This window comes from Bifidobacterium tibiigranuli, from assembly GCF_022655035.1.
Classification (GTDB): Bacteria; Actinomycetota; Actinomycetes; order Actinomycetales; family Bifidobacteriaceae; genus Bifidobacterium; species Bifidobacterium tibiigranuli_A.
The window spans coordinates 102,097-128,409 of the sequence record NZ_JALCUA010000006.1 but is presented as its reverse complement, the minus strand read 5'-3'; the positions used below and the strand labels follow the sequence as shown (position 1 = coordinate 128,409).

Sequence of the window (26,313 nt, the reverse complement as noted above, 5' to 3'; positions counted from 1 at the left end):
CGCTAACACGAGGCTGGCGTACGTTTTGTCACGTTTCCGAGTGGATTTGCGTCGCCTTTTGTACGCCAGCCTCGTGTTAGCGGTAAAAACGCGACGCACAGCCACCACAGCCACCGCGGCCACTCGGAAACGTGACAAAGTGCACGTTAGGATTGCGATGCGCCCCCGGCAGGTGTGTTGTTCCGCGACTTCGCTACATTAGAAGCCATGAGCATGGCAGACTGGCAACAACTGAGCACACGTATCGGCAATGTGGCACCAAGCGCCACCCTGGCGGTGGATTCCAAGGCTAAGGCGATGAAGGCCGCCGGGCTGGATGTCATCGGCTTCGGTGCGGGCGAGCCGAACTTCCCGACCCCCGACTACATCGTCGACGCCGCAGCAGCCGCCTGCCGCGACCCGCGCAACCATCGCTACACGCCGACGGCCGGCCTGCCCGAGCTGCGTCAGGCCATAGCCGACAAGACTCTGCGCGATTCCGGCTACGCCGTCGACCCTGCGCAGGTCGTGGTCACCAACGGCGGCAAGCAGGCCGTGTACGAGACTTTTCAGGTGCTGCTCGATGACGGCGATGAGGTCATCATCCCCGCGCCGTACTGGACGAGCTACCCCGAGGCGGTCAAACTCGCCGGCGGCGTGCCGGTCGAGGTCTTCGCCGGAGCGGAGCGCGGCTTCGAGCCGGATATCGACGCCATCGAACAGGCTCGCACCGCCAAAACCAAGGCCATTGTGGTCAACACGCCTTCGAACCCCACCGGAGCGGTGTGGAGCAAGGACACCATCACGGCGATTGGCAAGTGGGCGCTTGAGCACCATATCTGGGTCATTTCGGACGAGATCTACGAGCATCTGCATTATGACGACGCCAGCGTGTCGTATATCGGCGCGTGCGTCCCTGAGCTGCGCGACCAGCTGCTGGTGCTCAACGGCGTGGCGAAGACCTATGCCATGACCGGCTGGCGCGTCGGCTGGATGGTCGCGCCGGCCCCCGTGGCCAAAGCGGTTTCGACCTTGCAGGGCCATCTGAGCTCGAATGTCTCGAACGTCTCGCAGCGTGCGGCGCTGGCCGCCGTGGGCGGGCCGCTGGACGCCGTGGCGACGATGCGCGCCGCCTTCGATGTGCGTCGCAAGGCCATCGTCGCAGCGCTGAACGCCGTTGACGGCATTATCTGCCCGACTCCCACGGGCGCCTTCTACGCCTTCGCCAATGTGCAGGCGCTGCTCGGCCGCCCTGTTGGCCCCGAAGGCACCGTGTGCGCGACTTCCGCCGACTTCGCCGCCGCGCTGCTCGATCAGGCGCATGTCGCCGCCGTGCCCGGCGAGGCCTTCGGCGCACCGGGGTATCTGCGCTTCTCGTATGCGCTGGCCGATGACCAGCTCGCCGAAGGCATGAGGCGGCTGGCTGCTTGGGTGGGGTGAGTCGGTCGTACTGCCTGTTGAACGGTCCGATAGGATTGCCTGCAACACGACTTGGTGCTCCATTGGACGAAATCTAGGGTGTTCGCTAGTATGGCTACTTGGCAGTTTTGCCATGCGCCACGCATTGCGTGCGGCAGCGGCAAACACCATAGGGAAGTGGCGCAATTGGTAGCGCAACGGTCTCCAAAACCGTAGGTTGTGGGTTCGAGTCCCGCCTTCCCTGCCAGTACTCGAAGCAATATCAGCCAAGCGAAGGATGGAAATGGCGAAGGCACACGAAACGGAACAGGCCGTGAAGCCAAATGTTTTCATGCGCATCGGCTTGTTCATCAAGCAGATCATCGATGAGCTTCGCAAGGTCGTAAGCCCTACGAGCAAGGAGTTGCTCGGCTGGTCATTCGCCGTCTTCGTCTTCGTGCTGTTCCTGATGCTTATCGTTACCGGCATGGATTTGGGGCTTGGCAAGCTCGCCCTGAAGATCTTCGGCTGAGCTCGAGCGAATCTAAGGTGAATGACGCATGAATGATGAATTGAATTTCGACAGCCTCGACGCGCTGCCCGATATCCCCGAAGACAATGCCCAGGATGCTGCGGCCACTCCGGCCGCGCAGGACGCCGAACCGCAGGCTGCGGACGGTGCTGACGCTGCGACCTCGGCTATCGAGAACGACGCCGACGCTGCCGTAGCGAACGATGCCGTTGTAGACAATACTGTTGTAGACGACACTGCTGCTGACGGTGTCGCTGACGATGCTGCTGCCGACGACACGGCCGACGCCGAGGGCGATGCCGCGCAACCCAGCGCAGAAGACGCCGAGCAGCCCGATGACGCGGGCAGCAAGGCTGTCAAGGAATTCTCGAAGAGCCTGCGCACCCTCGACGGCAAATGGTATGTGCTGCATACCTACTCCGGCTACGAGAAGCGCGTGAAGACCAACGTCGAATCCCGTGTGCAGAGCTTCGGGCTGGAAGACAAGATCTTCCAGATCGAAGTGCCCATGGAAGAGGTCGAGAAGCATACCGACAAGGGCAAGAAGATCATCACGCGCGTGCGTGTGCCCGGTTATGTGCTCATCCGCATGTGGCCTGACGAGAACGCCCGCCGCATTGTGCGCGAGACCGAAGGCGTCACCGGATTCGTCGGCCCGACCAAGGAACCGGCGCCGCTCAGCCGCAAGGAAGTCGTGCGCATGATGGCCCCGATGATCGCCTCCGAGGCGCTCAAGGAGGCTGGCGACAAGCCCGCCGCAGCCAAGAAGCGCACGGTCGAGGTCTCCTACGCGATCGGCGATCAGGTCACCGTCACCGATGGGCCGTTCGCCACGATGGCAGCCGTCGTCTCCGACGTCGAGCCCACCACGCAGAAGCTCACGGTGCTCGTCTCCATCTTCGGCCGCGATACGCCGGTCGAACTCGGCTTCGAACAGGTCGAGAAGCTGGACTGAGAGTCCACTCGCTGCCCGTTACCCTTCTAACTTCGTCGACACGCCCGGATTGGGCTACACAAGTAGGCTCATAGTTTTTTTGACTGCTGCAATTCCGCCAGTCAGAAAAGCTATCCCACAACCTGTGTAACCTAATCCGGGCGTGTCGCATAGTCAATGAAAAAAATTTTCGGCTGCGTATGCCGAACATGCCAGCTGCGCACACAGCACGACGTCGATGTTCTGTTGTCGTGATTGCTCTGTGGCTGCCTCGTGCCTGCACATCACAAAAGACGGTCAGCGCAGACTGGGGCAAACGCACGCAGCCATACGCAGTCACATGCAGCCACATGCAGCCTTATGCAGCTCGCGCAATCGCAAAGTACAGCGCACATAAAACCGCACATCGAATGGTGTTCGACTGGCCGTTGCCGCCATCCAACAGGCCGCAGAGCAGGCAAACGAGTTTGAAGAGCGCCGCGCAAAAGCCTACGATGATGTGCTATTAGCGTAACGGGTGACAACGAATGTCTGATTGCGCTGAGGCTGAATCATTGTTCAACGAGGAAAGAAGGCGGTGGCATGGTAGAACTTGCTGCTGGGGAATCGGCGATACGCCTGTCGTTAGGCTGGGTCGACTGGCTGATTCTCGCTATTTATTTCGCTATGATCGTCTGGATTGGATACTCGATTCACCGGCAGCAGAAATCCAGTGAGGACTTCCTGCTCGCCGGGCGTTCGATGCCCGCTTGGATCGCCGGTCTGGCGTTCTGCGCGGCCAATCTCGGCGCCACTGAGATTCTGGGCATGGCCGCGAACGGCGCGCAGATCGGCATGCCGACCATCCATTACTACCTGATCGGCGCAGTGCCCGGCATGGTGTTCCTCGGCATTTTCATGATGCCGTTCTACTACGGCTCCGGCGTGCGCTCGGTGCCCGAATTCATGAACCAGCGCTTCGGCAAAGGCTCGCACCTCATCGTCTCGCTGTGCTTCGCGGTCTCCACGATTCTGCAGTCCGGCATCAACCTGTACGCCATGGCGCTGATCTTGCAGGCCATGCTGGGCTGGAGCCAGTGGACCGCCATCATCGTGTCCGCCGTGTTCGTGCTCAGCTACATCACGCTGGGCGGGCTGACCTCCGCTATCTACAACGAGGTCATGCAGTTCTTCGTCATCGTCGCGGCGCTGATCCCCGTCACCGTCATCGGCCTGCACCGCGTCGGCGGCTGGTCGGGCCTGCAGACCAAGCTCGGCGGCTCCGGCGGCCTGATGCATGCATGGGTCGGCACTGGCATCGGCAACGTCACCAACCCTGTGGGTGGCGACTGGTTCTCCATCATCATGGGCTTGGGCTTCGTGCTCGGCTTCGGCTACTGGACCACGAACTTCACCGAGGTGCAGCGCGCCTTCGCCGCGAAGAGCATGACCGCCTCGCGCATGACGCCGATCGTGGGCGCCATCCCGAAGATGTTCATATGGATGATTATCGTCATCCCCGGGCTCATCGCCGCGGCCACCGTCGGCAACCTGTTCGCCGGCCCCCATCCCGTGCTGCAATACAACGAAGCCATACCCTACCTGTTCAAGCAGTACCTGCCCAGCGGCGTGCTCGGCATCGCCGTCACCGGCATGATGGCGTCGTTCATGGCTGGCATGGCCGCGAACATCTCCTCCTTCAACACCGTGTTCACCTATGACTTGTGGCTGAATTACGTCAAGCCGGGCCAGAAGGACAAGTACTATCTCAACACGGGCCGCATCATCACCGTCATCGGCGTGTTCGTCTCCGTGTTCACCGCGTGGATCGCCAGCCAGTTCGGCAATATCATGACGTACCTGCAGACCCTGTTCAGCTTCTTCAACGCCCCGCTGTTCGCCGTGTTCATCCTCGGCCTGGTGTGGAAGCGCGTCTCCAACAAGGCCGGCACCATCGGCTATATCTGCGGCATCATCGCCCCGCTGATCACGTATATTCTCTATCTGCGCTCCGTGGCCGCAGGCAACCCGATCTTCGGCTCTCCCACCGCCGAGACCTGGTATGGCGCGATCTTCTCCTGCCTGGCTACATGGATCGTGGCGGCGGCCATCACGCCGTTCACCAAGGCCAAGACGGATAAGGAGCTCGAAGGCCTCACCTTCGCCAGCGGCGGCTTGAAATACTTCCGGGCGGCCAAGGCCGAGGAGCTCGAAGACGCCAAGCGCGCGGCGAAGGCAGCCGGAAAGGACCTGACTAAGGTGAAGGTTCCGTGGTACAAGAAGCCAGCGGTGCTCGGCGGCGTCATCTTCGTGGTCGGTCTCGCGTTCTACATCCCGTTCTTCTAAGACATGAATCCGCAGACATGAGTCCTCATAGACACGCGAGAGCAATATTAAGGAGCGTATGCAATGACTGATGAAGTCCAAAATCAATCCCAACCCCAGGCGGATAAGGAGATGCTGACCCAGGAGCAGAAGGATCAGGCCGTCAAGTCCGCACGCAACAACGATCTGCGCCGCCTGATCGGCGTGCTGTTCACGATCTACGGCGTGATCGTCACCGCAGTCGGCATCTTCCAGCCCGGCGCTGACATCGCCAAGACCGGCGGCATCGCCATCAACCTGTGGACCGGCATCGCCATGCTGGTGATAGGCATCGGATTCCTGCTGTGGAACCACCTGCGCCCGCTTCCGGCCGAGGACATCATCGCCTCCGCCGAAGCGTCCGCCCGCAAGGCGGCCGTCGAGCATGAAGGCACGTCGCAGTAGTCGGGACGTTCCCTCCCTTGTCGCGCCGATGCAGCATAATAGGAAGGCTTGTGTCTGGCGAGGAAACCTGCTGGCGCAAACAAGCACATGACAAGTTGCGGGAGGGAACCGCGCGAGTTGGATGGCCTTCGTTGGCGCTGGGCGCACTTCGGTGCGCGAATGGCGGCACGACAACAGCCTGACGGCATGCGGGCGGTGACCGCAGGTACCGCTTCATAGAAAGAAGAACCACATACCATGGCTCCTAAAAAGAAAGTCTCGGCGCTGATCAAGCTGCAGATCGAGGCAGGCAAGGCCAATCCGGCCCCGCCGCTCGGCCCGGCTCTGGGCTCGCACGGCGTGAACATCATGGACTTCTGCAAGGCGTACAACGCCGCCACGCAGGACAAGATGGGCCAGGTCGTCCCGGTCGAGATCACCGTATTCGAGGATCGCTCCTTCACCTTCGTGCTCAAGACCCCGCCGGCCGCAGCTCTGCTGCTCAAGGCCGCAGGCATCCCGAAGGGCACCGAGAATCCGCTGACGCACAAGGTCGGTTCGGTCACCAAGGCTCAGGTTCGCGAGATCGCTGAGACCAAGATGGCTGATCTTTCCGCTCGTGACGTTGAAGCCGGCATGAAGATCATCGAGGGCACTGCGCGCTCGATGGGCATCACGGTTTCGGACTGAGAGGAGAGGACTGATGACCAAGCATTCCAAGAAGTACCGCGAGGCCTCTGAGAAGGTCGATCGCAACAATCTGTACACCGCTTCCGAGGCTATCGCGCTCATCAAGAGCATGCCGAAGCGCGGTTTCGATGAGACCATCGAGGCCGTGTACTGCCTGAACGTCGATCCGCGCAAGGCGGACCAGCTCGTTCGCGGCGTGGTCAACCTGCCTAACGGCACCGGCAAGACCGCGCGCGTCGCGGTGTTCGCCCGTGGCCCGAAGGCCAGCGAGGCCACCGAGGCCGGCGCTGACATCGTCGGCGACGACGATCTCGTGGCGAAGGTCCAGGAAGGCTTCCTCGACTTCGACGCCGTCGTGGCTACCCCGGACATGATGGGCAAGGTCGGCCGCTTGGGCCGCGTGCTCGGCCCCCGTGGCCTCATGCCGAACCCGAAGACCGGCACCGTGACGATGGACGTGGCCAAGGCCGTGTCCGACATCAAGGGCGGCAAGATCGAGTTCCGCGTGGACAAGAACGGCAACCTCTCGTTCATCATCGGCAAGACGTCGTTCGATGAGAGCGCGTTGGAGGAGAACTTCAAGGTTGTGGCCGATGAGATCAAGCGTCTCAAGCCCTCCACCCTGAAGGGCCGCTACCTCACCAAGGCAACGATCAGCTCCACCATGAGCCCCGGCATCCCGCTGGATGTCGCCACTCTAGCCTGATTGCTCGGCTGAGACTAATCACCGAAGGCCCGCGTCGCAATGGCGTGGGCCTTCGTCGTATCCGGTCGGCCTAGACGCTGCGCTGTGATGCTGTAACTATGACGCTGCACTAAATGGGATGCTGCCCTAATGGGCGTCGCGGATGCGGCCCAATGCGATGGCCGTCTGCAAGACATAGGATTCGCGCGGGTTGGTGGCATCCCAGCCGGTGGTTTCAGCCGCCCGCTTGAGCCGGTAACGCACGGTGTTGGGGTGCACATTGAGCTCGCGAGCCGTGGCATCGAGGGAGCCGCCGGACTGGATGAACGCGGAGACGGTGCTCAGCGTCGGGTCGTCGGCATTGTCGCTGAGCAGGCTGTGGTACACGGCCGTATACAGCTCGTTTCTGGCGTCGCTATCTCCGATGAGCGCCCGTTCGGGCAGCACGTCGTCGGCCCGCATGGGCCGGGGGAGCGGGTGCACGGCAGGGGCGGAACGCAGCGCATTGAGCACGCCGTTCACGGCCTTGGCAGCGCCTGAGGCATTCTTTCTGACCGGCCCCAGGCAGACCGGCTGCTTGTCGCTGAATGCGCTGAGCGCCGCCGTGCAGGTCACTTCGGGGGTTGCGGCTCCGCGCACCTCCACCAAGGCCACGCACCACGATTCGTGCCGCCCGATGAGGCAGCTGCTTCCGCCGAGATCGCGCACGGCTTTGGCTATCGTGCTTCGACTATCGTGATAGGAGGCTTTGGGCGTGCCCGCGATGGCGAAGCAGGCGAAGGAGCCCGGCCAGCCGAGCACGCGCAGCAGCGATTCGACGCGCGCGTCGCTCAGACCATGCAGCAGCGATTCGAAGGCTATGGATTCGAGCCGGGTCTGCGCCTCGTCGCTCAGTGCCCAGAAAGTTCCATGCTGCGAATCAGTGTCGGTAGGGTCGGCAGCCCCGGCGGATTCGTCCGGCGTGGCTTCATGACCATCGTTCGCCACGGTATTCATGTCTGTAGCAGAACCGGCGTGCTGTGCCGGAGCCTCGTCGCTCGGATTGCCTGACGCAGGAATTCGAGCGATTCCCAAGGCTTCGAGGAAGTCGGCATCGACGGATATGCCTTCGCTGGCATCGCCCCGCTCGTCCGTCTCGTCTCCTAGTTCGGTGTCGCTCATGCTTCCAGCTTAGTCGACCGTACTAGCAGGGGATAGGCGCGGTCCGAATTCGTCAGCATCCGGCACCTCGCGGCCATGCTGCGTCTGCTCCTGGGCCCCTGTCCGAGACCCCGCCCGTGACTCGCGCCAGAAGGTCAGCGCGAGAAAGCCGAACACGAAGGCAAGGGGAAGCATATGGCGCTCGAAATTGTTGGCGGGGGCGTCAATCAGCACGCCCATGAGCAGCAGCAGCGGCATATGCCATACCAGCGTGCGCCACCGGCGCAGCACTACTTCGGCCGCGCCGATCAGCAGGGTCAGCACCACATAGAGATTGCCATGCGTGACCCATCCCAGCACTGGCATATCACTCCAACTCCGGGCATTGTGCACCACTGCCTGCCGCCATCCGGGCTGCCAGTAGCGTATCCAGGTCGACCATTGCATCACGTAGCTGCTGGTGACGTAGTAGTCCATCGCAACGTACGGCCGATCGGCCACATCGAAATAGCCGTAGCATTTCGCGAGGAAGGCATCGAGCGTGACGCGTGGATTCGCCGCGACGATGCGCAGCCAGGCCCGATTGAAGTTTGTCATATCCGTCTCGGTGACGGTGCGCCAGCGGTAGCTGACCTTCTTCGACTGGATGCCCGAGGATTTCACCGGATCCGTGTCATACGGGGTATAGGCGGCGGCCATCTGATCGAGATTGAAGACCGGGGCCAGCTCGCCTCGCGCCTGCTGGGGAATCGAGCCGGGGTCGAGCTTGGCGACGCGCGCGATCTGCTGCAATTGGACGCCGCGCGATTCGATCGGATCGCCGGGGATGACCGCGCCGCTGGACGTCAGGAAGGTCAGCGCGCCGTGCACCAGCAGCACTGGCAGGATGAGCGCGACGGTATACGTCTTCCACCGCTTGCGGTCGGCGATGAGCAGCAGCACGATTTCGAGCACCAGTATGTACCAGGCGTATTTGGCCGAAATAAGCATGATAATCGAGGAGACCGCAAACGCGACCAGCGTGCAGTTGCGCGGGCGCGCCGCGACTTGCCCGCGGCGTTGCGCCGTATACTCCGAGGTCATATGCAGCTCGTACCCCGCGCCGAACCACCAGACGAAGGCGAAGGCGAACACTGGCGATTTGGTCAGCGATATCGTCGAGAACAGCACCAGCGGGCAGCACAGGAAGAATAGCAGCATCGCCGCCCGCACACCTGCGCCCGCACGCACAGGCGCAGGTATAGGCACAGACGTAATCGAATTCGCAGAGTGTTTGGCAGCCTCCATCCCGTACTCAGGATGGGCGAAATCGCGCGGGCGGAAACGCTCCGGCAACGATACGGCAGGCATGCGGGCTGTCTGAGCGTCTTGAACGGCTTGATCGCCTTGCCGCAGCCAGGGTAGATTGAGGAAGCGGTCCAGTGCGGACGTGCAGCAGAATGCGGCGAACAGGAGCTGCACGGCGGACAGAGTCACCAGACCCCAGTCGTTGGAGCCGGTGAGTGCGCGTGAGATGGCCGTCGTGCCCCCGTAGAACACCGTGAGCACAATGTTGTGCTGATCGGTCAGGTAGGTGGGGTGCATGGGCCACAGGTAATGCGCCGTCGGATAGATGTCCATCGGCACGAAGGAGAAGAAGCCGATGTAGGGCTGATCCAGACCGGTCCACTGGTTGTAGGCCCAGCTGAATTCGCGGATCTGCGAGCGGATGTCCGCGCCGAACGCGGAGAGCAGCGTCACCGGCACCCACAGCCAGCCGATAAGCAGAATCAGCGCGATTTTCCACCACCGGTCCGTGGCTTTGACCAGCAGTCGGGCTGCAGCGTGCATCGCCTCGGCGGCGATTCGGCTCGGCGTGGAATGTGCGGCGCGGGCCACCCAGCGTGGTCGGAAGAATCGACCTGGCGATGTCCGCCGCAGCCTGTCGGGCAGCATGTCGCGCAGCGGCTCGCCATTTCCGAATCGTACGAGCGCGACGATTAGCGTGCCATATATCGCAAAGGAAAGCACGCCGAACATGGCGTTGAGCCAGGAGAATTGTGCGAGGCCATCCCCGTCGAACCAGTACAGCGGGCCGATTGCCGTGCACAGGCTCAGCCACAGGCACGCGGCGATGGCCAAGGCCCAGCGCGCTGCGGCGGCTATATGCAGGCTGCGGGCGCGGGGCGCGGCACCGGTTCTCCGATTGCCGTGGGTACGAGGCGACGATGCGACGGGTATCCCGTGCTGTGGCTCATGGGCGTGCAGCCGGGTTGATGAAGCATCGGTCATGTGATGGATTCTACCGTGGGCTTGCGAACGGCGGGCCGTCCGAACGGCACCGCGCGGTGCTTCACGATGCGTCAGGGGTGCTCATAGGTACCGAGTCGGGTACGCCGCCAGTGATAATTCCCTATGATTCGCGTGCCTTCCTGCGCATGGCGCGGATTTACGCATTATTGTTGAACTATGATGACCTTATTGCAAGCCGCAACGCCGCAGATGCCGAAGACCGCCGAAGCCGCCGATCTTCTCGTCACGCGCGCGACGGTGGATTCCACGAATTCCGTAGCCCGGCACCTGATTGACAAAGGGCAGCTCATGCCCAGGCGCGACGGGCGCATCGCGATCATGGCGGTCGCCGCGGATATGCAGACCAACGGCCACGGTCGGCTGGGCCGCGAGTGGATGAATGTCCCCGGAGAGTCCTTCACCGTGTCCTTCGCCACGGCGTTGCCGCGCGCGCTCGCAACCGATGGGAGCGTGAACGGCTGGATTCAGATGACTGCCGGGCTGGCCAGCCTTGACGCGCTGCGCAGTGCTCTCGAAGAGGTCGGCTCCCAAAGCATCCAGCCTGATTGCCAGCTTTCGCTCAAATGGCCCAATGACGTGTTCTGCCACGGACTTAAGCTCGGCGGAATCCTGTGCGAGCTCGTGCCGTTGCCGCAGGATGGCAGCGCGGACGCTCGCGATTATATCGGCGTGATATTCGGCATCGGCCTCAACCTCGCCGTGCGGGCCGAGCGCCTGCCCACGACTGATTCGACCTCGTTGCAGATGCATCGCAAAGGCCTGCCTGACGCGCCGATTATGCGCGACCTGATCGCCGCAGGAATCGTGCGCTCGCTGCGCGCGCGCCTGCAGCCGTTGGTTGACGATACGCCGACGCAATGCGCGGCGCTGCTCGAGGAGATGCGCGCGGAATGCTGGACGCTGGGCAAGCAAGTCAGGGCGCGTCTCGCCGCCGGTGGTGTCGTCTCCGGCACGGCCATCGCCCTGAACCCAGATGCCTCGCTCAGCGTCCGCGATGACGCCGGGGAGGTGCACATCGTCCGCACCGGCGACGTGGGTGTATTAAACGCCTAAGCATACGTATGCGTAGCCTTTTGTACGCTAACTCGAAGCTAGCGTACAAAAGGCTACGCATTTGACCTTCAAAACGTTACATTATGTACGGTAGGTTCACGCCGATATGTGAATCCAATCAGAACAGCTTGGCTAGGCCGGAGACGGCCAGCGAGGCGACGAGCGCCTTGATGAGGTCGCCGAGCACGAAGCCCATGGAAGCCATGGCCACGACGCCCAGCGGCACGCCGGTCACCGCCGACTGGATGAGGAAGCCGAAGGCGTACACCACGACGATGCAGCCGACGATCAGCGCCAGCATGTAGCGCGCCGCGGTGCGCGCATAGCCTGCGAGTCCGGTGGTGTCGGCCTTGCCCTTGAGCAGCGCCGCGATGACTACGCCGGGCAGGAATCCAATGAGGAATCCGGCGCTGGGGCCGACCAGAGCCATAGTCGAAGTGCCGCCGGCGAAGACCGGAGCGCCCAGGGCACCTGCCACGAGATACGCGCTCACTGCCCCTGCCGCCTCTTTCCAGTTCAGGGTCAGCGCGGCCAGCATCACGACGAAGGTCTGCAGCGTGATTGGCACAGGCGTGCCGGGAATCGGAATCGCGCCAGCGGCGGATGCGGCCCACAGCAGCAGGGCGAACATGCCGGATTTCAGCAGGGAATACCCGAACCGGCGGGATGATGATAATGCGATGGTGTTTCGTGCTTGCATGGGTCCTCCTGGATCTCTTGCCCGCTGGTGAAGCAGGCCTATGGGTTGCACTGTCATATTGCACTGACTGGCACCGGAAGCGTCAATTGCCTCCCGGCACCAGTCGCCCAGCGTAGCCAGCTCGCCGTCGACTGTCCTTGGGCGCAAGCTACAAAAGTCGCTCGCTCCTTTTGTGCGAATGCGCGGACGCCAGGTCTGTGTCTGATACCGCAGTGGGGTATGGATATCATTGCGATACCAAGCTATGGCACCAGTGTTACGTCGCTGTGAGCCCCCATGTCAGCGTAGGTATGGCCTCATAACCGTGGCTTCGCAGGCGCGTCGCCGCATCAGTCGTTTGTATGATTCCACAAAGACGCTCGCGCCGTTTTGTATCGTCAAAGCTGGCTAAAGGCCATGCGCGCGAGTTACGTTAGAACGTATGGTCAAAAACGTCAACACAATACTGGTGGCCAATCGTGGTGAAATCGCTCTGAGAGTCGTGCGCACCGCGCGCGAAATGGGCATTTCCACTGTGGCCGTCTATGCCGAGCAGGACCGCAACGCGCAGTACGTCGAGATGGCTGACGAGGCGTATCTGCTTCCCGGCGACACGTATCGCGACACCTATCTCAACGAAGAGCTGATGATTGACGTGCTGCGTCGTAGCGGCGCGGACGCCGTCCACCCCGGCTACGGCTTCCTCTCCGAAGTGGCCTCCTTCGCCCAGAAAGTGATTGACGCCGGTGCCATCTGGATCGGGCCGTCGCCTGAGGCGCTGACCGATTTGGGCGACAAGATCACCGCCCGGCGCGTCGCCAAGCGCGCCAAGGTGCCGCCAGTCCCAGGCATCTCCGACCCGGTGAGCGACATCCGAACGCTGCTCGAATTCGCGCACACGCACGGCTACCCGCTGATGATGAAGCGCACGGACGGCGGCGGCGGGCGCGGCATCGTGCTGGTGCATGACGACGACGAGCTGCGCAGCTTCTATATGAGCCATGACTCGCTGCAGGGCGGGGACCTGAACGAGTACTTCGTCGAGCGCTTCATCGACAAGGCGCGCCACGTAGAAACCCAGTGCGGGCGCGACAGCCACGGCAACTTCACCGTGTATTCCACCCGCGACTGCTCCGTGCAGCGGCGCAACCAGAAGCTCATCGAGGAGGCTCCGGCGCCGTTCCTGTCCGAAGACGCGAACGAGCAGCTGCATCGCTACTCGCGCAATCTCTTCGAATCCGTTGATTATCAAGGTCTGGGCACCTGCGAGTTCATGGTCACCGGCCAGCACAAGGTCTACTTCCTGGAAGTCAACCCGCGCCTGCAGGTTGAGCACACGGTCAGCGAAGAGGTGTGCGGGCTCGACTTGGTGCGTGAGCAGATCACCATCGCCAACGGCGGCGAACTCCATGAAGTCAAGGAAACGCGCGGCCACAGCTTCGAGCTGCGCATCACCTGCGAGGACCCTGCCACGAATCTCACCCCGAGCTCGGGTACGCTCAGCGCAATCCGCTGGCCTTCCGGCCCGGGCATCCGCGTCGATTCAGGCGTCGAGGAGGGCGACACGGTCTCGCCGAAGTTCGATTCGATGATGGGCAAGCTCGTCGTCACCGCGCAGGACCGCCTTTCCGCCGTCGCGCGCGCCCGTCGCGCCTTGGCCGAGCTAAAAATCGAAGGCGTGCCGACTCCGGCGAGCTTGTACGAGCAGATCTTCAACGATCCGGTGTTCACCGCCGAAGGGCACGATTTCGACGTGTCGACCAAATGGCTGGAACGCGAGTATCTCAACCGCGAGCCGTCCACGCTGGCGAGCGGCCAGCCGGCATCCCTGAGCGGGAGCGGCGAAGACGAGCAGCCGCAGAGCGTGGCGACCGAATCCTTCACCATCGAGATGAATGACAAGCGGGTGACGCTCAAGGTTCCGGTGGATATCGTCAACGCATTCACCGGCGCAGCGCGCGCCCGCGGTGCCAAGCGAGCCTCCCAGCCGTTGCGCGGTCAGGGATTGCACGTCGTGGAAAGCGGCAAGGCCGCCGATCAGAAGCCCGGCGTCATCATCTCCCCGATGCAGGCGGTCATCACCCGCGTGAACGTCGCCGAAGGCCAGAGTGTGGCCAAAGGCGATCTGCTCATCGTGCTCGAATCCATGAAGATGGAGAACTACGTCTACGCGCCCGACGCCGGCACCGTCACCAAGATATTCGTCGGGCCGTCCTCCGGTGTGGAGGCGGGGGACACCCTCATCACGCTTGATGTGGACGGGGATGGCGGCACTGACGGCAGCGGCAACACAGGCAGCAGCACCGATACATCCACCGCGAGCGAAGGAGGCAAGCAATGACCGATATCATGAACGCCCCGGACGTCAAGAAGGCCATGGAGAGCAGCGCACCCATCGAGTCGCAGCCCATCCGCCCGGCCATCGCCCACGCCGCGCAGCTTGCGCGTGACGCCGAGAACGCCGCCCGCACCCGCCAGCACGGCAAAGGCAAGCGCACGGCCCGCGAACGCCTCGATCTGCTCTTCGACACCGGCTCCTTCCAGGAGATCGGCCGCTTCTCGGGCGGCGACATCAACGGCGACCGCGCCGGATGCGCCGTCATCACGGGCTTCGGCGAGGTCTACGGCCGCAAAGTGGCCGTCTACGCGCAGGATTTCTCGGTCAAGGGCGGCACGCTCGGCCAGGCTGAGGGCGAGAAGATTTGCCACCTCATGGATATGGCGATGTCGATCAAGGTGCCGGTCGTGGCGCTTATCGACTCCGGCGGTGCGCGCATACAGGAAGGCGTCGCCGCACTGACCCAGTACGGCAGAATCTTCCAGAAGACCTGCGAGGCCAGCGGCTTCATTCCGCAGATCTCGGTGATTCTGGGGCCGTGCGCGGGCGGCGCGGTGTATTGCCCGGCGCTCACCGACTTCATCATCATGACGCGCGAGAATTCGAATATGTTCGTCACCGGCCCCGACGTCGTCAAGGCGGCGACCGGCGAAGCGATCAGCATGGAGGCGCTCGGCGGCGGCTACGTGCACAACGCCACCTCCGGCGTGGCGCATTACCTCGGCGAGGATGAGGCCGATGCCATCGACTACACGAGAACCGTGCTGGCCTACCTGCCGTCCAGCTCGCAAAGCCCTGCGCCGCGCTTCGCCTACTCCGCCACCAGGTCGGACCGCGACATCGCGCAGCGACTGGGCACCATCATTCCGGATAACGACCGCCAGCCCTACGATGTGCTCGAAGTGATCCGCTGCATTGTGGACTACGGCGAATTCGTGCAGGTGCAGGAGCTCTACTCGCCCTGCGCCGTGGTCGGCTTCGCCTGCATCGAAGGCCGCCCGGTCGGCGTTGTGGCGAACCAGCCCAATGTGCTGGCCGGCATCCTCGACGTCGAATCCTCCGAGAAGATCGCCCGATTCGTGCGCCTGTGCGACGCCTTCAACCTGCCGGTGATCACGCTGGTGGACACGCCCGGCTACAAGCCCGGCTCCGACCAGGAGCATGCGGGCATCATCCGGCGCGGCGCCAAGGTCATCTATGCGTACGCCAACGCCCAGGTGCCGCTTATTACGGTTATCCTGCGCAAGGCATTCGGCGGCGCGTACATCGTCATGGGCTCCAAGGCCATCGGCGCGGACGTGAACTACGCCTGGCCCACCAGCCAGATAGCCGTGCTCGGCGCGCAAGGCGCCGTCAACATCATCCACCGCAAGGACTTGCAGAAGGCCAAGGAGCGCGGGCAGGATGTGGACGCGCTGCGTTCGCAGCTCATCGGGGAATATGAGAGCACGACGGTCAACGCGAATCTGTCACTCGAAACCGGGCAGATCGACGCGATGATCGACCCGGAGCAGACGCGCGAGGCTATCGCCGAATCGCTGCGGCTGCTGGCCAACAAGAAGCGCGTGAGCCGCACCGGCAAGCACCACGGCAACCAGCCGCTATGACGGACGATATGACGGACTCGCACGATAGCGCAACCGCTGAAAACGCAGCCCCCGCTGATAACCCAGCCATCGCAACCACGCAACCACGAAACGCAACTCATCAGAACCAACCATTAAGGAATGTCATGACCGACACCACGTTCTTCCTCAACCGCCTGTCCAGCGAGCCGCATGCGCTCGCCTTCGGCGGCCAATCGACCCCTTGGACCGCAGCGCTCGCCGACCAGAGCAACGACCCCACCCTTGCCGCCACGCTGCACGCGCACGCCGATGCGGCCAACCGGCTGCTGGTGAGCGTCAACCCCGAGCTGCTCGCCACAACCGGCGGGCCGGTCGATCTCTTCGGATTCGAGGCGAACACTGCCTCGCTCGGAGCGGGAGCCGATGCTGCGGCCAGCGTGCCGGGCATCGCGCTGACGCAATTGGGCGCATTGATTGACGCCGCAAGCCTGGGCTATGACGTGATTGCGGCCAAGCCGATTGCCGTGCTGGGCCATTCGCAGGGCGTCATCGCCGAGCACATGGTGCAGGCCATCGTCGACGCCGGCTCCATCGAGGCCGCGCAGGATGACATCGACCAGATTCTCGCCATCGCGCAGCTGATCGGCGTGGCCGGCACGCGCCAGGCCCGCATGCTCGCGCTGCGCCCCAAAAGCGGCGAGGCGACGCCGATGCTGTCGGTGCGCGGCGCGACCCAGCTGCAGGTCGAAACGCTGATTTCCCGCGTGAACAAGCCGCGCGGCCCGATTTCGATTGCCGTCACCAATTCGGCGAACCAGCATGTGCTCTCCGGCTACCCGGAGGATCTGGCCGCCTTCGCAGTGGAAACCGAGAAGGAACACAAGCATCAGGCCAAGTTGCGCGAGGAGAAGGTGCGCGGCGGCTCGGTGTTCGCGCCGGTGCTCGAATATCTTGATGTCACCGTGCCCTTCCACTCGTCGCTCATGGCGCAGGCCGTCGAGCAGACCGTGGCTTGGGCTGCAGCCAGTGGACTGGACGAATCGCGCTCCCGTGCGCTCGCCGAAGAAGTGCTGGTCAACCATGTGGATTGGGCCGCGCGCGTGCACGAACTGCTCGCCTCGACTGACCCGGCCAAGCTGTGGATCGTCGATCTCGGCCCCGGCACGACTGTCGGCAAGCTCGTCGGCGCGCTGGTGCAGGGCACTGGCGTCGGCGTGGTCGAAGCCGCCAGCGGAGCCGATCGCGCCGCGCTTTCGACTATGGAAGGCGAGCCGGGCCGCACGCAGGACTGGACGGCCTTCGCCCCCAAGGCGATTCGCACGCCCTCCGGCGACCGCATCCGCACCAAATTCAGCGAGCTGACCGGCAAGCCGCCGGTGCTGCTCGCCGGCATGACCCCGACCACCGTGGAGCCTGAAATCGTCGCGGCTGCGGCCAACGCCGGCTACTGGGCCGAGCTGGCTGGCGGCGGCCAAGTGACCGCCGAGGTCTTCGACCGTCATGTGACCAAGCTTGAGCAGGAGCTTGACGAGGGCGCCACCATCGAATTCAACGCGATGTTCATGGACCGCTACCTGTGGAACCTGCAGTTCGGCACCCAGCGCATCGTGCCCAAGAAGCGCGCCTCAGGAACCCCGATCGACGGCGTGGTCGTCTCGGCGGGCATCCCCGAGCTTGACGAAGCCAAGGAGCTCGTCGCCACGCTGAACGCCGACGGCTTCCCCTACGTGGCGTTCAAGCCGGGCACCGTCGACCAGATTCGCCAGGTGGTGCGCATCGCCAAGGCCGTCGCGCCGACGAAGATCATCGCGCAGGTCGAAGGCGGCGCTGCGGGCGGGCACCATTCGTGGGAATCGCTGGACGATCTGCTTATTAACACGTACGCCGACGTGCGCGCCTGCGATAACCTCGTGCTGGTCGCCGGCGGCGGCATTGGCACGCCCGGTCGCGCCGCGGACTACATCTCCGGCCAGTGGGCGCAGGTTTACGATCTGCCGGATATGCCGGTGGACGCCGTGATGATCGGCACCGCCGCGATGACCGCCAAAGAGGCTTACACCAGCCCCGAAGTCAAACGGCTGCTGGTCGAAACCCCCGGCATCGTGCAGGCGCCGGCCGACGAGGACCCCTTCGCGCCGATCGGCGAGAAGTGGGTGCCGAGCGGCAAGGCAGTGGGTGGGGTCTCCTCGGGCCTGAGCCACCTGCATGCCGATATTTACGAGCTTGAGAATTCCTCCTCGCGCTGCGGGCGGCTGCTCGTGCGCGTGATGAAGCACCCGGAGGAACTGCTCACCCGCCGCGACGAAATCATCGAAATGCTCAACACCACCTCCCGCCCGTACTTCGGCGATGTGGACGCGATGACTTACGCCCAGTGGGCCGAGCGCTTCGCACGGCTCTCCTTCCCGTGGGCCGACGACACGTACGCCGACCGCTTCCTGCACCTGCTGCAGCGCATCGAGGCCCGCGTGCGCGATCAGGAGTCCGGCGAGTTCGATTCGCTCTTCTCCTCCCGCGCTTCGGTGGAATCCGACCCGTACGCGGCCATTGCAACGCTGGTCGAAGCCTACCCACAGGCCAAGGAGATCAAGGTGATCCCCAACGATGTGGCCTGGTTCATCTCGCTAGTGCGCGAATACCCCAAGCCCATGCCCTTCGTGCCGGCCATCGACAACGATCTGCTGCGCTGGTGGGGCCAGGATCAGCTGTGGCAGTCCGAGGATCCGCGCTATTCCGCCGATTCCGTGCGCGCCATCCCGGGGCCGATTTCGGTCGCCGGCATCACGAGCGTGGATGAGCCGGTGGGCGATATCCTCTCCCGCTTCGAGCAGGCCGCCATCGAGCGCACGCGCGCCCTTGAGACGAGCGAATCTGAGGCTGCTGCCGAGCCGGAGCAGGCCTTCGCGCAGCTGAGCGCCGCCGCAAGCGCCGAGGAGTTCATCCGCCGCAGCCCGAACATCTCCTGGGTCGGCCACCTCATGGCCAACCCGGCCTTCGGCACCGCGCTGGGCGACCCGCACTACGAGATCACCGCGACGGGAAGCCGCGACGGCAATGCGCTCTTCGATCTGGACATCCACCTCGACACCTTCTGGGACAACGATCCTGACGGCGGCACGTCCAAGCACGCTGTGCGCGACATCGTGATTCCGCTGGCCGTCGACGCCGCCAAGCCTGGCCGCTTCCCGGTCGTGGACCGCGAGCGTCTGCCGCAGCACGTCTACGCGATGCTCGCCGACACCGCCGGCATCGGCAACACCGCCATCACCGGCGACAAGCTCGCTGCGATGCCGACCGTCGAAATCGTGGACGACAAAAAGTCCTACCCCTTCGGGCTGGCCCATACCGGCTACACCTTATCTCCCAACCTCGGCTTCGACCATGAGGCGGCGACCGCAGGAACCCTGCCCGGCTCGCTGCTGGCCTCGCGCATCGTGCCCGACGCGCTGGTCGGACCGGCCTGGCCGGCCATCTACACGGCGCTCGGATCGGTGTACGTCCACGGCTTCCCGGTGATCGAAGGGCTGCTCAACGCGGTTCACCTTGACCACCTGATCGAGCTGGACGTGACCGAAGCCGAGCTGCTGGCCCACACCGGCGAGCGCATCGCGCTGACCAGCTGGGCCGAGGACTACCTCGAATCCGCTTCCGGGCGCGTGGTGATCATCCATGTGACCCACACCGCGCCTGACGGCACCGTGCTGGCGCATGAGGTCGAGCGCTTCGCCATCCGCGGCCGCTCCTACTCGCAGGCGCTGCCGCCCGAGGCACCCGAATACGGCGACTATCTTTCGTTCCGGGGCAGCTCCAACGGCAAGGGTACGCCTTTCGATGACGATGACAACGAAGACGGTGCTGATAACAGCTTGGTCATCAACACTCCGCGCCGTATGCTGCGCCGCGTCACGGTGACCGCGCCGCACGAGATGACGGCCTTCGCCCGCACTTCGGGCGATTTCAACCCGATTCACACTTCGCATCGCGGGGCTGCGGTCTCCGGGCTCACCGCGCCGCTGGTGCACGGCATGTGGCTTTCGGGCACCGCCCAGCATGTGGCGCAGGCCGCGGACGACAAGGGCGTGCATTACGAGATCGCCGGATGGACCTACAACATGTACGGCATGGTCCAGCTGGACGACGCCGTGGAGATCAGCGTCGAGCGCGTAGGCAAGCTGCGCCACGGCGGGCTGGTGCTTGAGGTGACCTGCCGCATCGACGGCCAGATCGTCTCGCGCGGCACAGCCGTCGCGCATGCGCCGAAATCCGCCTTCGTCTACCCCGGCCAGGGCATCCAGCAGCAGGGCATGGTCTTGGGCGAACGCGCCCAGTCCGCCGCTGCGCGTGAGACCTGGGAGCGGGCCGACAAACTCACCCGCGATCGCCTCGGGTTCTCGATCCTCGCCGTCGTACGCGACAACCCGACCGAGCTGACCGCCAACGGCGTGACCTACCGCCACCCCGACGGCCTGCTCAACCTCACCCAGTTCACCCAGGTGGCGCTCGCCACCGTGGCCTTCGCGCAGACTTCGCGCTTGCGCGAGTCCGGCTCAGATATCTGGCCTGCGTACTTCGCCGGCCATTCGCTGGGCGAATACAATGCGCTGAGCTCCTTCGCGGGCATCATCCCGCTGGAAACCGTGCTGGAACTCGTGTTCCACCGCGGCTCCACGATGCACCATCTCATCGAGCGCGACGCGCAGGGCCGCTCGAACTATCGCATGGGCGCGCTGCGGCCAAACCAGTTCGGTGTGGGCGATGATCAGATCAAGGCCTATGTCGAGCAGGTGTCCGCCGAATGCGGCGAATTCCTCGAGATCGTCAACTACAACCTCGCCGGGCAGCAGTACGCCATCGCGGGCACCATCAAGGGCCTCAAGTATCTCAAGGCCGACAGCAACCGCCGCGCGAAGGAAGCTGGCGGCAAGCCGGCGTTCATGCTCGTGCCGGGCATCGACGTGCCGTTCCACTCCACGCTGCTGCGCAAGGGCGTGCCGGAGTTCCGCGACAAGCTCGACGAGCTGCTGCCGCAGCATATCGACTACGATCGCCTGGTCGGCCGCTATATCCCGAACCTCGTGGCCGCGCCCTTCGCGATGACCCGCGAATTCGCCGCGAAGATCCTCGAAGTGGTGCCTTCCGCCCGCATCAAGGAGGCGCTGGACGACCCGGCGGTCTGGGATTCCTATGCCGCCGACGAGCAGAAGCTCGGCCGTCTGCTGCTCACCGAACTGCTCTCGTGGCAGTTCGCCTCCCCGGTGCGCTGGATCGAAACGCAGGCGCTCATGTTCGGCGAGCCGTCGCAGGGCGGGCTTGGCGTCGAAGAGTACGTCGAAGTGGGCCTGGGCAATGCCCCGACGCTGGCGAACCTGGGCGCGAAGACGCTCAGGCTGCCCGACTTCTCCGGCCGCAAGGTCACCGTATACAACCTCGGCCGCGACGAGAGCCGTGTGTATATGACGGATACGGATCCAGCGATTCAGCCCACTGATAGCAGTGATTCTGCTGCTTCGGCTCCAACTCCGCAGACTGCTCAAGCTACGGCAAGTGCACCGACCCCGGCTGCTGCTCCGGTTTCCGCAGAAGCTGCCGCATCTGCCCAACCTGCTGCCGCTCCATCCGTCCCGGTCGCCACCTCCGGTGAACGCCCGGCTGATATCGCGTACAAGGCTTCGGACGCCATCGCCACGCTGCTGGCGTACGCGGCCAAGGTCCGCCCCGATCAGATCGGCGATGTGGACACGACCGACACGCTGACCAATGGCGTCTCGTCCCGCCGCAACCAGCTGCTCATGGATATCAGCTCCGAGCTTGGCGTGGCGAGCGTGGACGGTGCCGCCGAGGCGGCGATTCCGGCCCTGAGCGCCCTGGTCAACAAGGTCGCGCCGAACTACAAGGCCTTCGGCCCGGTGCTTTCCGATATCGTGCGCGACCGCGTGCGCGGGCTCTTCGGCGCTTCGGGCGTGAAGCTCACGCAGATCGAGAAGCGCGTGACCGATACGTGGCAGCTCGGCGCTGGCTGGGCTTCGCATGTCGTCTCCGCGCTGGTGCTGGAGACCCGCGAAGGCGCTTCCGCCCGTGGCGGCGAGCTCGCGTCCTTGGGCACCGATCCGGCGGCGAACGCCAACGCGGCGAACTCGCTGATCGATGCCGCCGTGCAGCATGTGGCGCAAGCCCGGGGCATCACGGTCGGCCTGCCCAATGCGGGCGGTGCCGCAGGCGGCGCGGTTGTGGATTCCGCAGCGCTGGACGCCTTCGCGCAGAAGGTCACCGGCTCTGACGGCGTGCTCGCCGCCACGGCACGGTTCGTGCTGAACGAGCTTGGCGTCGCCGCTCCGGCCGTAGCGCCTTCCGAAGATGCGAATGCTGTCGTGGTCGCCGCCGTCGAGGCCGAGCTGGGGGCCGACTGGCCCAAGCAGGTCGAGCCGCGCTTCGACGAGCGTCGTGCGCTGCTGCTGGACGACCGCTGGGCTTCGGCCCGCGAGGATCTCGCGCGGCTGTACTACGGCGATAAAAATGGCGGAGATGTCCAGTCAATCGCCGCGCTGAACTTCATCGGCGCCGGCCAGGACGTGAGCACCCAGGCCCGCTGGTTCGCCGGCAAGGCCCGGGCCGATGGCAACGAGGAACTCAGCGCGACCTTCGCGCGTATCGCCGAGCAGGCGCTTGAGCCGCTCGCCGAAGATCCGCAGTCTTCTCGCTTCGCCAACGATGTGGCTATCGTCACTGGCGTCGCCGCGAATTCGATTGGCGCGCAGGTCGTCAACGGCCTGCTGGCTGGCGGCGCGACGGTTATTGCGACCTCGCACAGCTTCACCACGGCAACGAAGGAATGGGCCAAGCGCACGTACCGCAACCATGCGGTCGGCAACGCCAAGCTCTGGCTGGTTCCCGCGAACCTGTCGAGCTACCGCGATGTCGATGCGCTCGTGCAGTGGGTCGGCTCGGTGTCCAAAAAGACGACCGGTGCCACCACCACGATTCTCAAGCCCGCCTACGAGCCGACGCTGTTCTTCCCCTTCGCGGCTCCTCCGGTGCACGGCACCATGGCCGATTCGGGCGAGCTGTTCGAATCGCAGTCCCGCCTGATGCTGTGGGGCGTGGAGCGTGCCATCGCCGGTTTCAGCGCGATTGGCGCGGACACCGACGTGCAGCACAAGCTGCATGTGGTGCTGCCCGGCTCGCCGAACCGTGGCGTATTCGGCGGCGACGGCGCGTACGGCGAGGTCAAGAGCGCCTTCGATGCCATCGTCACCCGCGCGCATGCCGAGCAGGACTGGTCCGACCGCGTCACCTTCGCCCATCCGAAGATCGGCTGGGTGCGAGGCACCGGGCTTATGGGCGGCAACGATCCGCTGGTCGCCGTCGTCGAAAAGCACGGTCTGCGCACCTATTCGACCGAGGAGATTGCGGTGCAGCTGCTCGATATGGCCACGAAGCAGGCCCGCGAGCAGGCGGTCATCGCGCCGCTTGACGCCGACCTGACCGGTGGGCTTGGCTCGACGCCGATTGATATCAAGGCGCTGCGTGACGAAGCGGAGAAAGATGCGGAACTGTTAAGCGGAGAGCCCAGTGGGCTCTCCGTAGGCGACGCCGAGGCCCCGCTAAGGGGCCGAGGTAACAACGGAGATCACCCTGAAACATCCGCTATTGCTGGCTCCGCAGCCACAACCCTCAAGGCCCTCCCCACCCCGCACATCCGCCATCAGGCACCCGTCGACTTGGCTGACTGGCAGGGCGTCAGCGCGAAGCCCGAGGATGAGATCGTCATCGTTTCGGTCGGCGAGCTTGGCCCCTGGGGCTCCGGCCGCACGCGCTTCGAGGCCGAGATGGGCATTCGCCCTGATGGCTCGGTCGAGCTCTCGGCCGGCGCGGTGCTCGAACTGGCGTGGAATATGGGCCTGGTCACCTGGCAGGACAGCCCGGCTCCGGGCTGGTACGACGCCGACGGCAATCTCGTGCCTGAGGAGGATATCGCCGAGCGCTACCATGACGAAGTCGTGGCCCGCTCCGGCATTCGCCCCTTCGATGAAGGCATGGGCAGCGACTACAAGGACGGCGCCGACGAGGAGGAGGCCGAGGTCTTCCTCGACCACGATGTCGAATTCTCCGTGCCGACCAAGGATGTCGCTGATGAGTACGTCAAGCTTGACGAGGCGCATACCACCGTCGCACAGGATGAGGAATCCGGCGAATGGGTGGTGACGCGCCACGCCGGGTCGATGATCCGCGTGCCGCGCCGCGCCACGATGAGCCGCACAGTCGGCGGCCAGTTCCCCAAGGGCTTCGACCCGCTCAAGTGGGGCATCCCCGCTTCGATGGTGGGCGATGTGGATCAGATCGCGCTGTGGAATATCGTCACCACGGTCGACGCCTACCTGTCCGCAGGCTTCAGCCCGGTCGAGATACTGCAGTCGATTCACCCCTCAATGGTCGCCTCGACGCAGGGCACCGGATTCGGCGGCATGAGCTCGATGCGCAAGCTGTACCTCGACCGCTTCCTCAACCATGAGATTCCGACCGACATCCTGCAGGAGGCGCTGCCGAACGTGGTTGCGGCTCACGTCATGCAGTCCTACATCGGCGGCTACGGCAATATGATCCAGCCGGTTTCCGCCTGCGCCACCGCTGCGGTGTCGCTTGAGGAAGGCGCCGACAAGATCGCGCTTGGCAAGGCCGACTTCGTGGTCACCGGCGCGATTGACGACATCGGCGTGGAATCGGTGATCGGCTTCGGCAACATGAACGCGACCGCCAACTCGCAGGAGATGTACGACAAGGGCATCGAGCCGCGCTTCTTCTCGCGGGCCAATGACCGTCGTCGCGGCGGCTTCTTGGAGTCCCAGGGCGGCGGCACGATTCTGCTCACGCGCGGCGATATCGCGTTGAAGCTCGGTCTGCCGGTCGCCGGCGTGGTCGGCTTCATCCACAGCTATGCGGATGGTGCGCACACCTCGATTCCGGCCCCCGGCCTCGGCGCGCTCGCGGCGGCGCAGGGCGGCACGGACTCCAAGCTCGTGCACGATCTGGCGAAGCTGGGCGTGACTCCGGACGATATCGCCGTGGTCTCCAAGCACGACACTTCCACGAATGCCAACGACCCCAACGAGTCCGAGCTGCACAACACCATCGCGCACGCGATCGGGCGCTCCGAGGGCAACCCGCTGTTCGTGATTTCGCAGAAGTCGCTCACTGGCCACGCCAAGGGCGGTGCCTGCATCTTCCAGGTCAATGGCCTGACGCAGCTGTTCACCTCCGGCCGCATCCCCGCGAACGCCTCGCTGGACTGCGTCGACCCCAAGCTCAAGCGCGACGACCACCTGGTCTGGCTCAAGCAGCCGCTTGAGGTCGGCAAGGTCAAAGCCGGCCTGGCTACTTCGCTCGGCTTCGGCCACGTCAGCGGATTCACGGCCATCGTGAACCCGGGCGCCTTCGAAGCCGCCGTGGCAAACACCGCCGGTACCGAGGTTCTCGAAGCGTGGCGCAACCGCGCCAACGAGCGCCTCGCCGCTGGCCAGCGCCACCTCGAAGAAGGCATGATGGGCCGCGCAGCGCTCTACGAGCCGATCGACAACCGCCGCTTCCATGAGGATTCGCGCAGCTACGACGCCCATGAGGTCGAGAAGGCTATGCTGCTGAATCCCGATGCGCGGCTCGGTGCCTCGGGGTATTTCGAGGCATAGAGGATATTGAGGTTCGTCGGGATTCCTTCGCAGCCTTAGCGGCTGCTCACCTCGCCTACGGAGAGCCCGCCGAGCTCTCCGCTTAACGGCTCAGCGGATGCACGTCTGGGTGCTTCCGGTTATTTCGAGGTGTGATTTAGCGTCATGATACATCACAACTCCCGCACAAGTTTGACCCTTGTGCGGGAGTTGTGTCATATAACCGTCTTCAGACGTCGCAATTCCCGCACAAGCCTCGTAGTAATGCGGGGGTTGTGACGGTTCGTGCTCACGAGTAAATGATTCAGGGTGAACTCCGTTGTTACCTCGGGCCCTTGGCGGGCCCTCGGCGTCGGCTACGCAGAACCCACTGGGTTCTGCGCTTAACGCCTCCGTCCGCACTAAGGTCGACTAGGTGCGGGAATTGTGTCATATAACGGCCTTCAGACGTCGCAATTCCCGCGTAAGGGTCGAGTTGATGCGGGATTTGTGACGGTTCGTGTTCACGAGTAGCTGATTCAGGGTGGACTTTGTAGCCTCCGATGAGGGTTTACAGCTGCTGTGGGGAATTCATTAGGTGCTTTTGCGTAGATTGCACGCTTGGATGGGCTGAAATGGCTCTGAGTCGATTCTTGGAAA

14 protein-coding genes and 1 tRNA gene are annotated in these 26,313 nt (G+C 64.0%); 12 read left to right on the top strand and 3 right to left on the bottom strand.

The window, feature by feature from the left end; genetic code table 11:
- Nucleotides 1–213 precede the first annotated feature (213 nt).
- The 8 genes from LKK40_RS07605 to rplA all read left to right on the top strand — a co-directional run bounded on the left by LKK40_RS07605 (nucleotide 214) and on the right by rplA (nucleotide 6,966).
- Nucleotides 214–1,419, top strand: a complete 1,206-nt coding sequence (locus LKK40_RS07605) for a pyridoxal phosphate-dependent aminotransferase (protein ID WP_304310121.1) — start codon at nucleotides 214–216, stop codon at nucleotides 1,417–1,419.
- A 150-nt stretch (nucleotides 1,420–1,569) separates the two neighbouring features.
- A tRNA-Trp gene (locus LKK40_RS07600) sits at nucleotides 1,570–1,645 on the top strand.
- 36 nt (nucleotides 1,646–1,681) lie between these two features.
- Entirely contained in the window at nucleotides 1,682–1,909 is a 228-nt protein-coding gene (gene secE / locus LKK40_RS07595) for a preprotein translocase subunit SecE (RefSeq protein ID WP_152581570.1), read from the top strand.
- A 28-nt stretch (nucleotides 1,910–1,937) separates the two neighbouring features.
- Complete coding sequence (gene nusG / locus LKK40_RS07590; protein ID WP_304310114.1) at nucleotides 1,938–2,864, top strand: transcription termination/antitermination protein NusG; 927 nt, start codon at nucleotides 1,938–1,940, stop codon at nucleotides 2,862–2,864.
- 561 nt (nucleotides 2,865–3,425) lie between these two features.
- Nucleotides 3,426–5,168, top strand: coding sequence for a sodium:solute symporter family protein (locus LKK40_RS07585; protein WP_304310113.1), 1,743 nt, complete (start codon nucleotides 3,426–3,428; stop codon nucleotides 5,166–5,168).
- 63 nt (nucleotides 5,169–5,231) lie between these two features.
- The gene (locus tag LKK40_RS07580) at nucleotides 5,232–5,591 is read left to right on the top strand and encodes a hypothetical protein (RefSeq protein ID WP_304310112.1); all 360 of its coding nucleotides are present in this window, start codon (nucleotides 5,232–5,234) and stop codon (nucleotides 5,589–5,591) included.
- A gap of 237 nt (nucleotides 5,592–5,828) precedes the next feature.
- Nucleotides 5,829–6,260 carry a 50S ribosomal protein L11 gene (gene rplK, locus LKK40_RS07575; RefSeq protein ID WP_152581567.1) on the top strand — a complete coding sequence of 144 codons (432 nt, stop codon included), beginning with the start codon at nucleotides 5,829–5,831 and terminating at the stop codon, nucleotides 6,258–6,260.
- A 13-nt stretch (nucleotides 6,261–6,273) separates the two neighbouring features.
- Nucleotides 6,274–6,966 carry a 50S ribosomal protein L1 gene (rplA, locus tag LKK40_RS07570; RefSeq protein WP_152581566.1) on the top strand — a complete coding sequence of 231 codons (693 nt, stop codon included), beginning with the start codon at nucleotides 6,274–6,276 and terminating at the stop codon, nucleotides 6,964–6,966.
- 126 nt (nucleotides 6,967–7,092) lie between these two features.
- On the opposite strand, the gene LKK40_RS07565 is transcribed toward rplA, so the two are convergent.
- Together LKK40_RS07565 and LKK40_RS07560 are read right to left on the bottom strand one after the other, a co-directional pair.
- Nucleotides 7,093–7,941 carry a PucR family transcriptional regulator gene (locus LKK40_RS07565; RefSeq protein ID WP_434735101.1) on the bottom strand — a complete coding sequence of 283 codons (849 nt, stop codon included), beginning with the start codon at nucleotides 7,939–7,941 and terminating at the stop codon, nucleotides 7,093–7,095.
- Between the two features lie 174 nt (nucleotides 7,942–8,115).
- On the bottom strand, nucleotides 8,116–10,356 hold the full coding sequence (locus LKK40_RS07560) for a DUF6020 family protein (RefSeq protein ID WP_304310110.1): 2,241 nt from the start codon (nucleotides 10,354–10,356) through the stop codon (nucleotides 8,116–8,118).
- Between the two features lie 177 nt (nucleotides 10,357–10,533).
- Here LKK40_RS07560 and LKK40_RS07555 point away from each other — a divergent pair, with 177 nt between their 5' ends.
- The gene (locus LKK40_RS07555; protein ID WP_304310109.1) at nucleotides 10,534–11,430 is read left to right on the top strand and encodes a biotin--[acetyl-CoA-carboxylase] ligase; all 897 of its coding nucleotides are present in this window, start codon (nucleotides 10,534–10,536) and stop codon (nucleotides 11,428–11,430) included.
- Between the two features lie 118 nt (nucleotides 11,431–11,548).
- Here the strand turns inward: LKK40_RS07555 and LKK40_RS07550 are convergent, their stop codons facing one another.
- Nucleotides 11,549–12,130 (bottom strand): biotin transporter BioY, encoded by a 582-nt coding sequence (locus LKK40_RS07550; RefSeq protein WP_304310108.1) that lies wholly within the window; start codon nucleotides 12,128–12,130, stop codon nucleotides 11,549–11,551.
- A gap of 421 nt (nucleotides 12,131–12,551) precedes the next feature.
- Here LKK40_RS07550 and LKK40_RS07545 point away from each other — a divergent pair, with 421 nt between their 5' ends.
- The 3 genes from LKK40_RS07545 to LKK40_RS07535 all read left to right on the top strand — a co-directional run bounded on the left by LKK40_RS07545 (nucleotide 12,552) and on the right by LKK40_RS07535 (nucleotide 25,695).
- A complete protein-coding gene (locus LKK40_RS07545; protein WP_304310107.1) occupies nucleotides 12,552–14,450 on the top strand; it encodes a biotin carboxylase N-terminal domain-containing protein in 1,899 nt (632 codons plus the stop codon).
- Nucleotides 14,451–14,485: 35 nt separating this feature from the next.
- Complete coding sequence (locus tag LKK40_RS07540) at nucleotides 14,486–16,054, top strand: acyl-CoA carboxylase subunit beta (protein WP_434735102.1); 1,569 nt, start codon at nucleotides 14,486–14,488, stop codon at nucleotides 16,052–16,054.
- 125 nt (nucleotides 16,055–16,179) lie between these two features.
- On the top strand, nucleotides 16,180–25,695 hold the full coding sequence (locus tag LKK40_RS07535) for a type I polyketide synthase (RefSeq protein ID WP_304310105.1): 9,516 nt from the start codon (nucleotides 16,180–16,182) through the stop codon (nucleotides 25,693–25,695).
- The last annotated feature ends 618 nt before the right edge of the window (nucleotides 25,696–26,313 follow it).

Coding starts and splice junctions, on each gene's coding strand:
- LKK40_RS07605 (WP_304310121.1), top strand. CDS start 214: ATGGCAGACTGGCAACAACTGAGCACACGTATCGGCAATGTGGCACCA.
- secE (WP_152581570.1), top strand. CDS start 1,682: ATGGCGAAGGCACACGAAACGGAACAGGCCGTGAAGCCAAATGTTTTC.
- nusG (WP_304310114.1), top strand. CDS start 1,938: ATGAATGATGAATTGAATTTCGACAGCCTCGACGCGCTGCCCGATATC.
- LKK40_RS07585 (WP_304310113.1), top strand. CDS start 3,426: ATGGTAGAACTTGCTGCTGGGGAATCGGCGATACGCCTGTCGTTAGGC.
- LKK40_RS07580 (WP_304310112.1), top strand. CDS start 5,232: ATGACTGATGAAGTCCAAAATCAATCCCAACCCCAGGCGGATAAGGAG.
- rplK (WP_152581567.1), top strand. CDS start 5,829: ATGGCTCCTAAAAAGAAAGTCTCGGCGCTGATCAAGCTGCAGATCGAG.
- rplA (WP_152581566.1), top strand. CDS start 6,274: ATGACCAAGCATTCCAAGAAGTACCGCGAGGCCTCTGAGAAGGTCGAT.
- LKK40_RS07565 (WP_434735101.1), bottom strand. CDS start 7,941: ATGAATACCGTGGCGAACGATGGTCATGAAGCCACGCCGGACGAATCC.
- LKK40_RS07560 (WP_304310110.1), bottom strand. CDS start 10,356: ATGACCGATGCTTCATCAACCCGGCTGCACGCCCATGAGCCACAGCAC.
- LKK40_RS07555 (WP_304310109.1), top strand. CDS start 10,534: ATGATGACCTTATTGCAAGCCGCAACGCCGCAGATGCCGAAGACCGCC.
- LKK40_RS07550 (WP_304310108.1), bottom strand. CDS start 12,130: ATGCAAGCACGAAACACCATCGCATTATCATCATCCCGCCGGTTCGGG.
- LKK40_RS07545 (WP_304310107.1), top strand. CDS start 12,552: ATGGTCAAAAACGTCAACACAATACTGGTGGCCAATCGTGGTGAAATC.
- LKK40_RS07540 (WP_434735102.1), top strand. CDS start 14,486: ATGGAGAGCAGCGCACCCATCGAGTCGCAGCCCATCCGCCCGGCCATC.
- LKK40_RS07535 (WP_304310105.1), top strand. CDS start 16,180: ATGACCGACACCACGTTCTTCCTCAACCGCCTGTCCAGCGAGCCGCAT.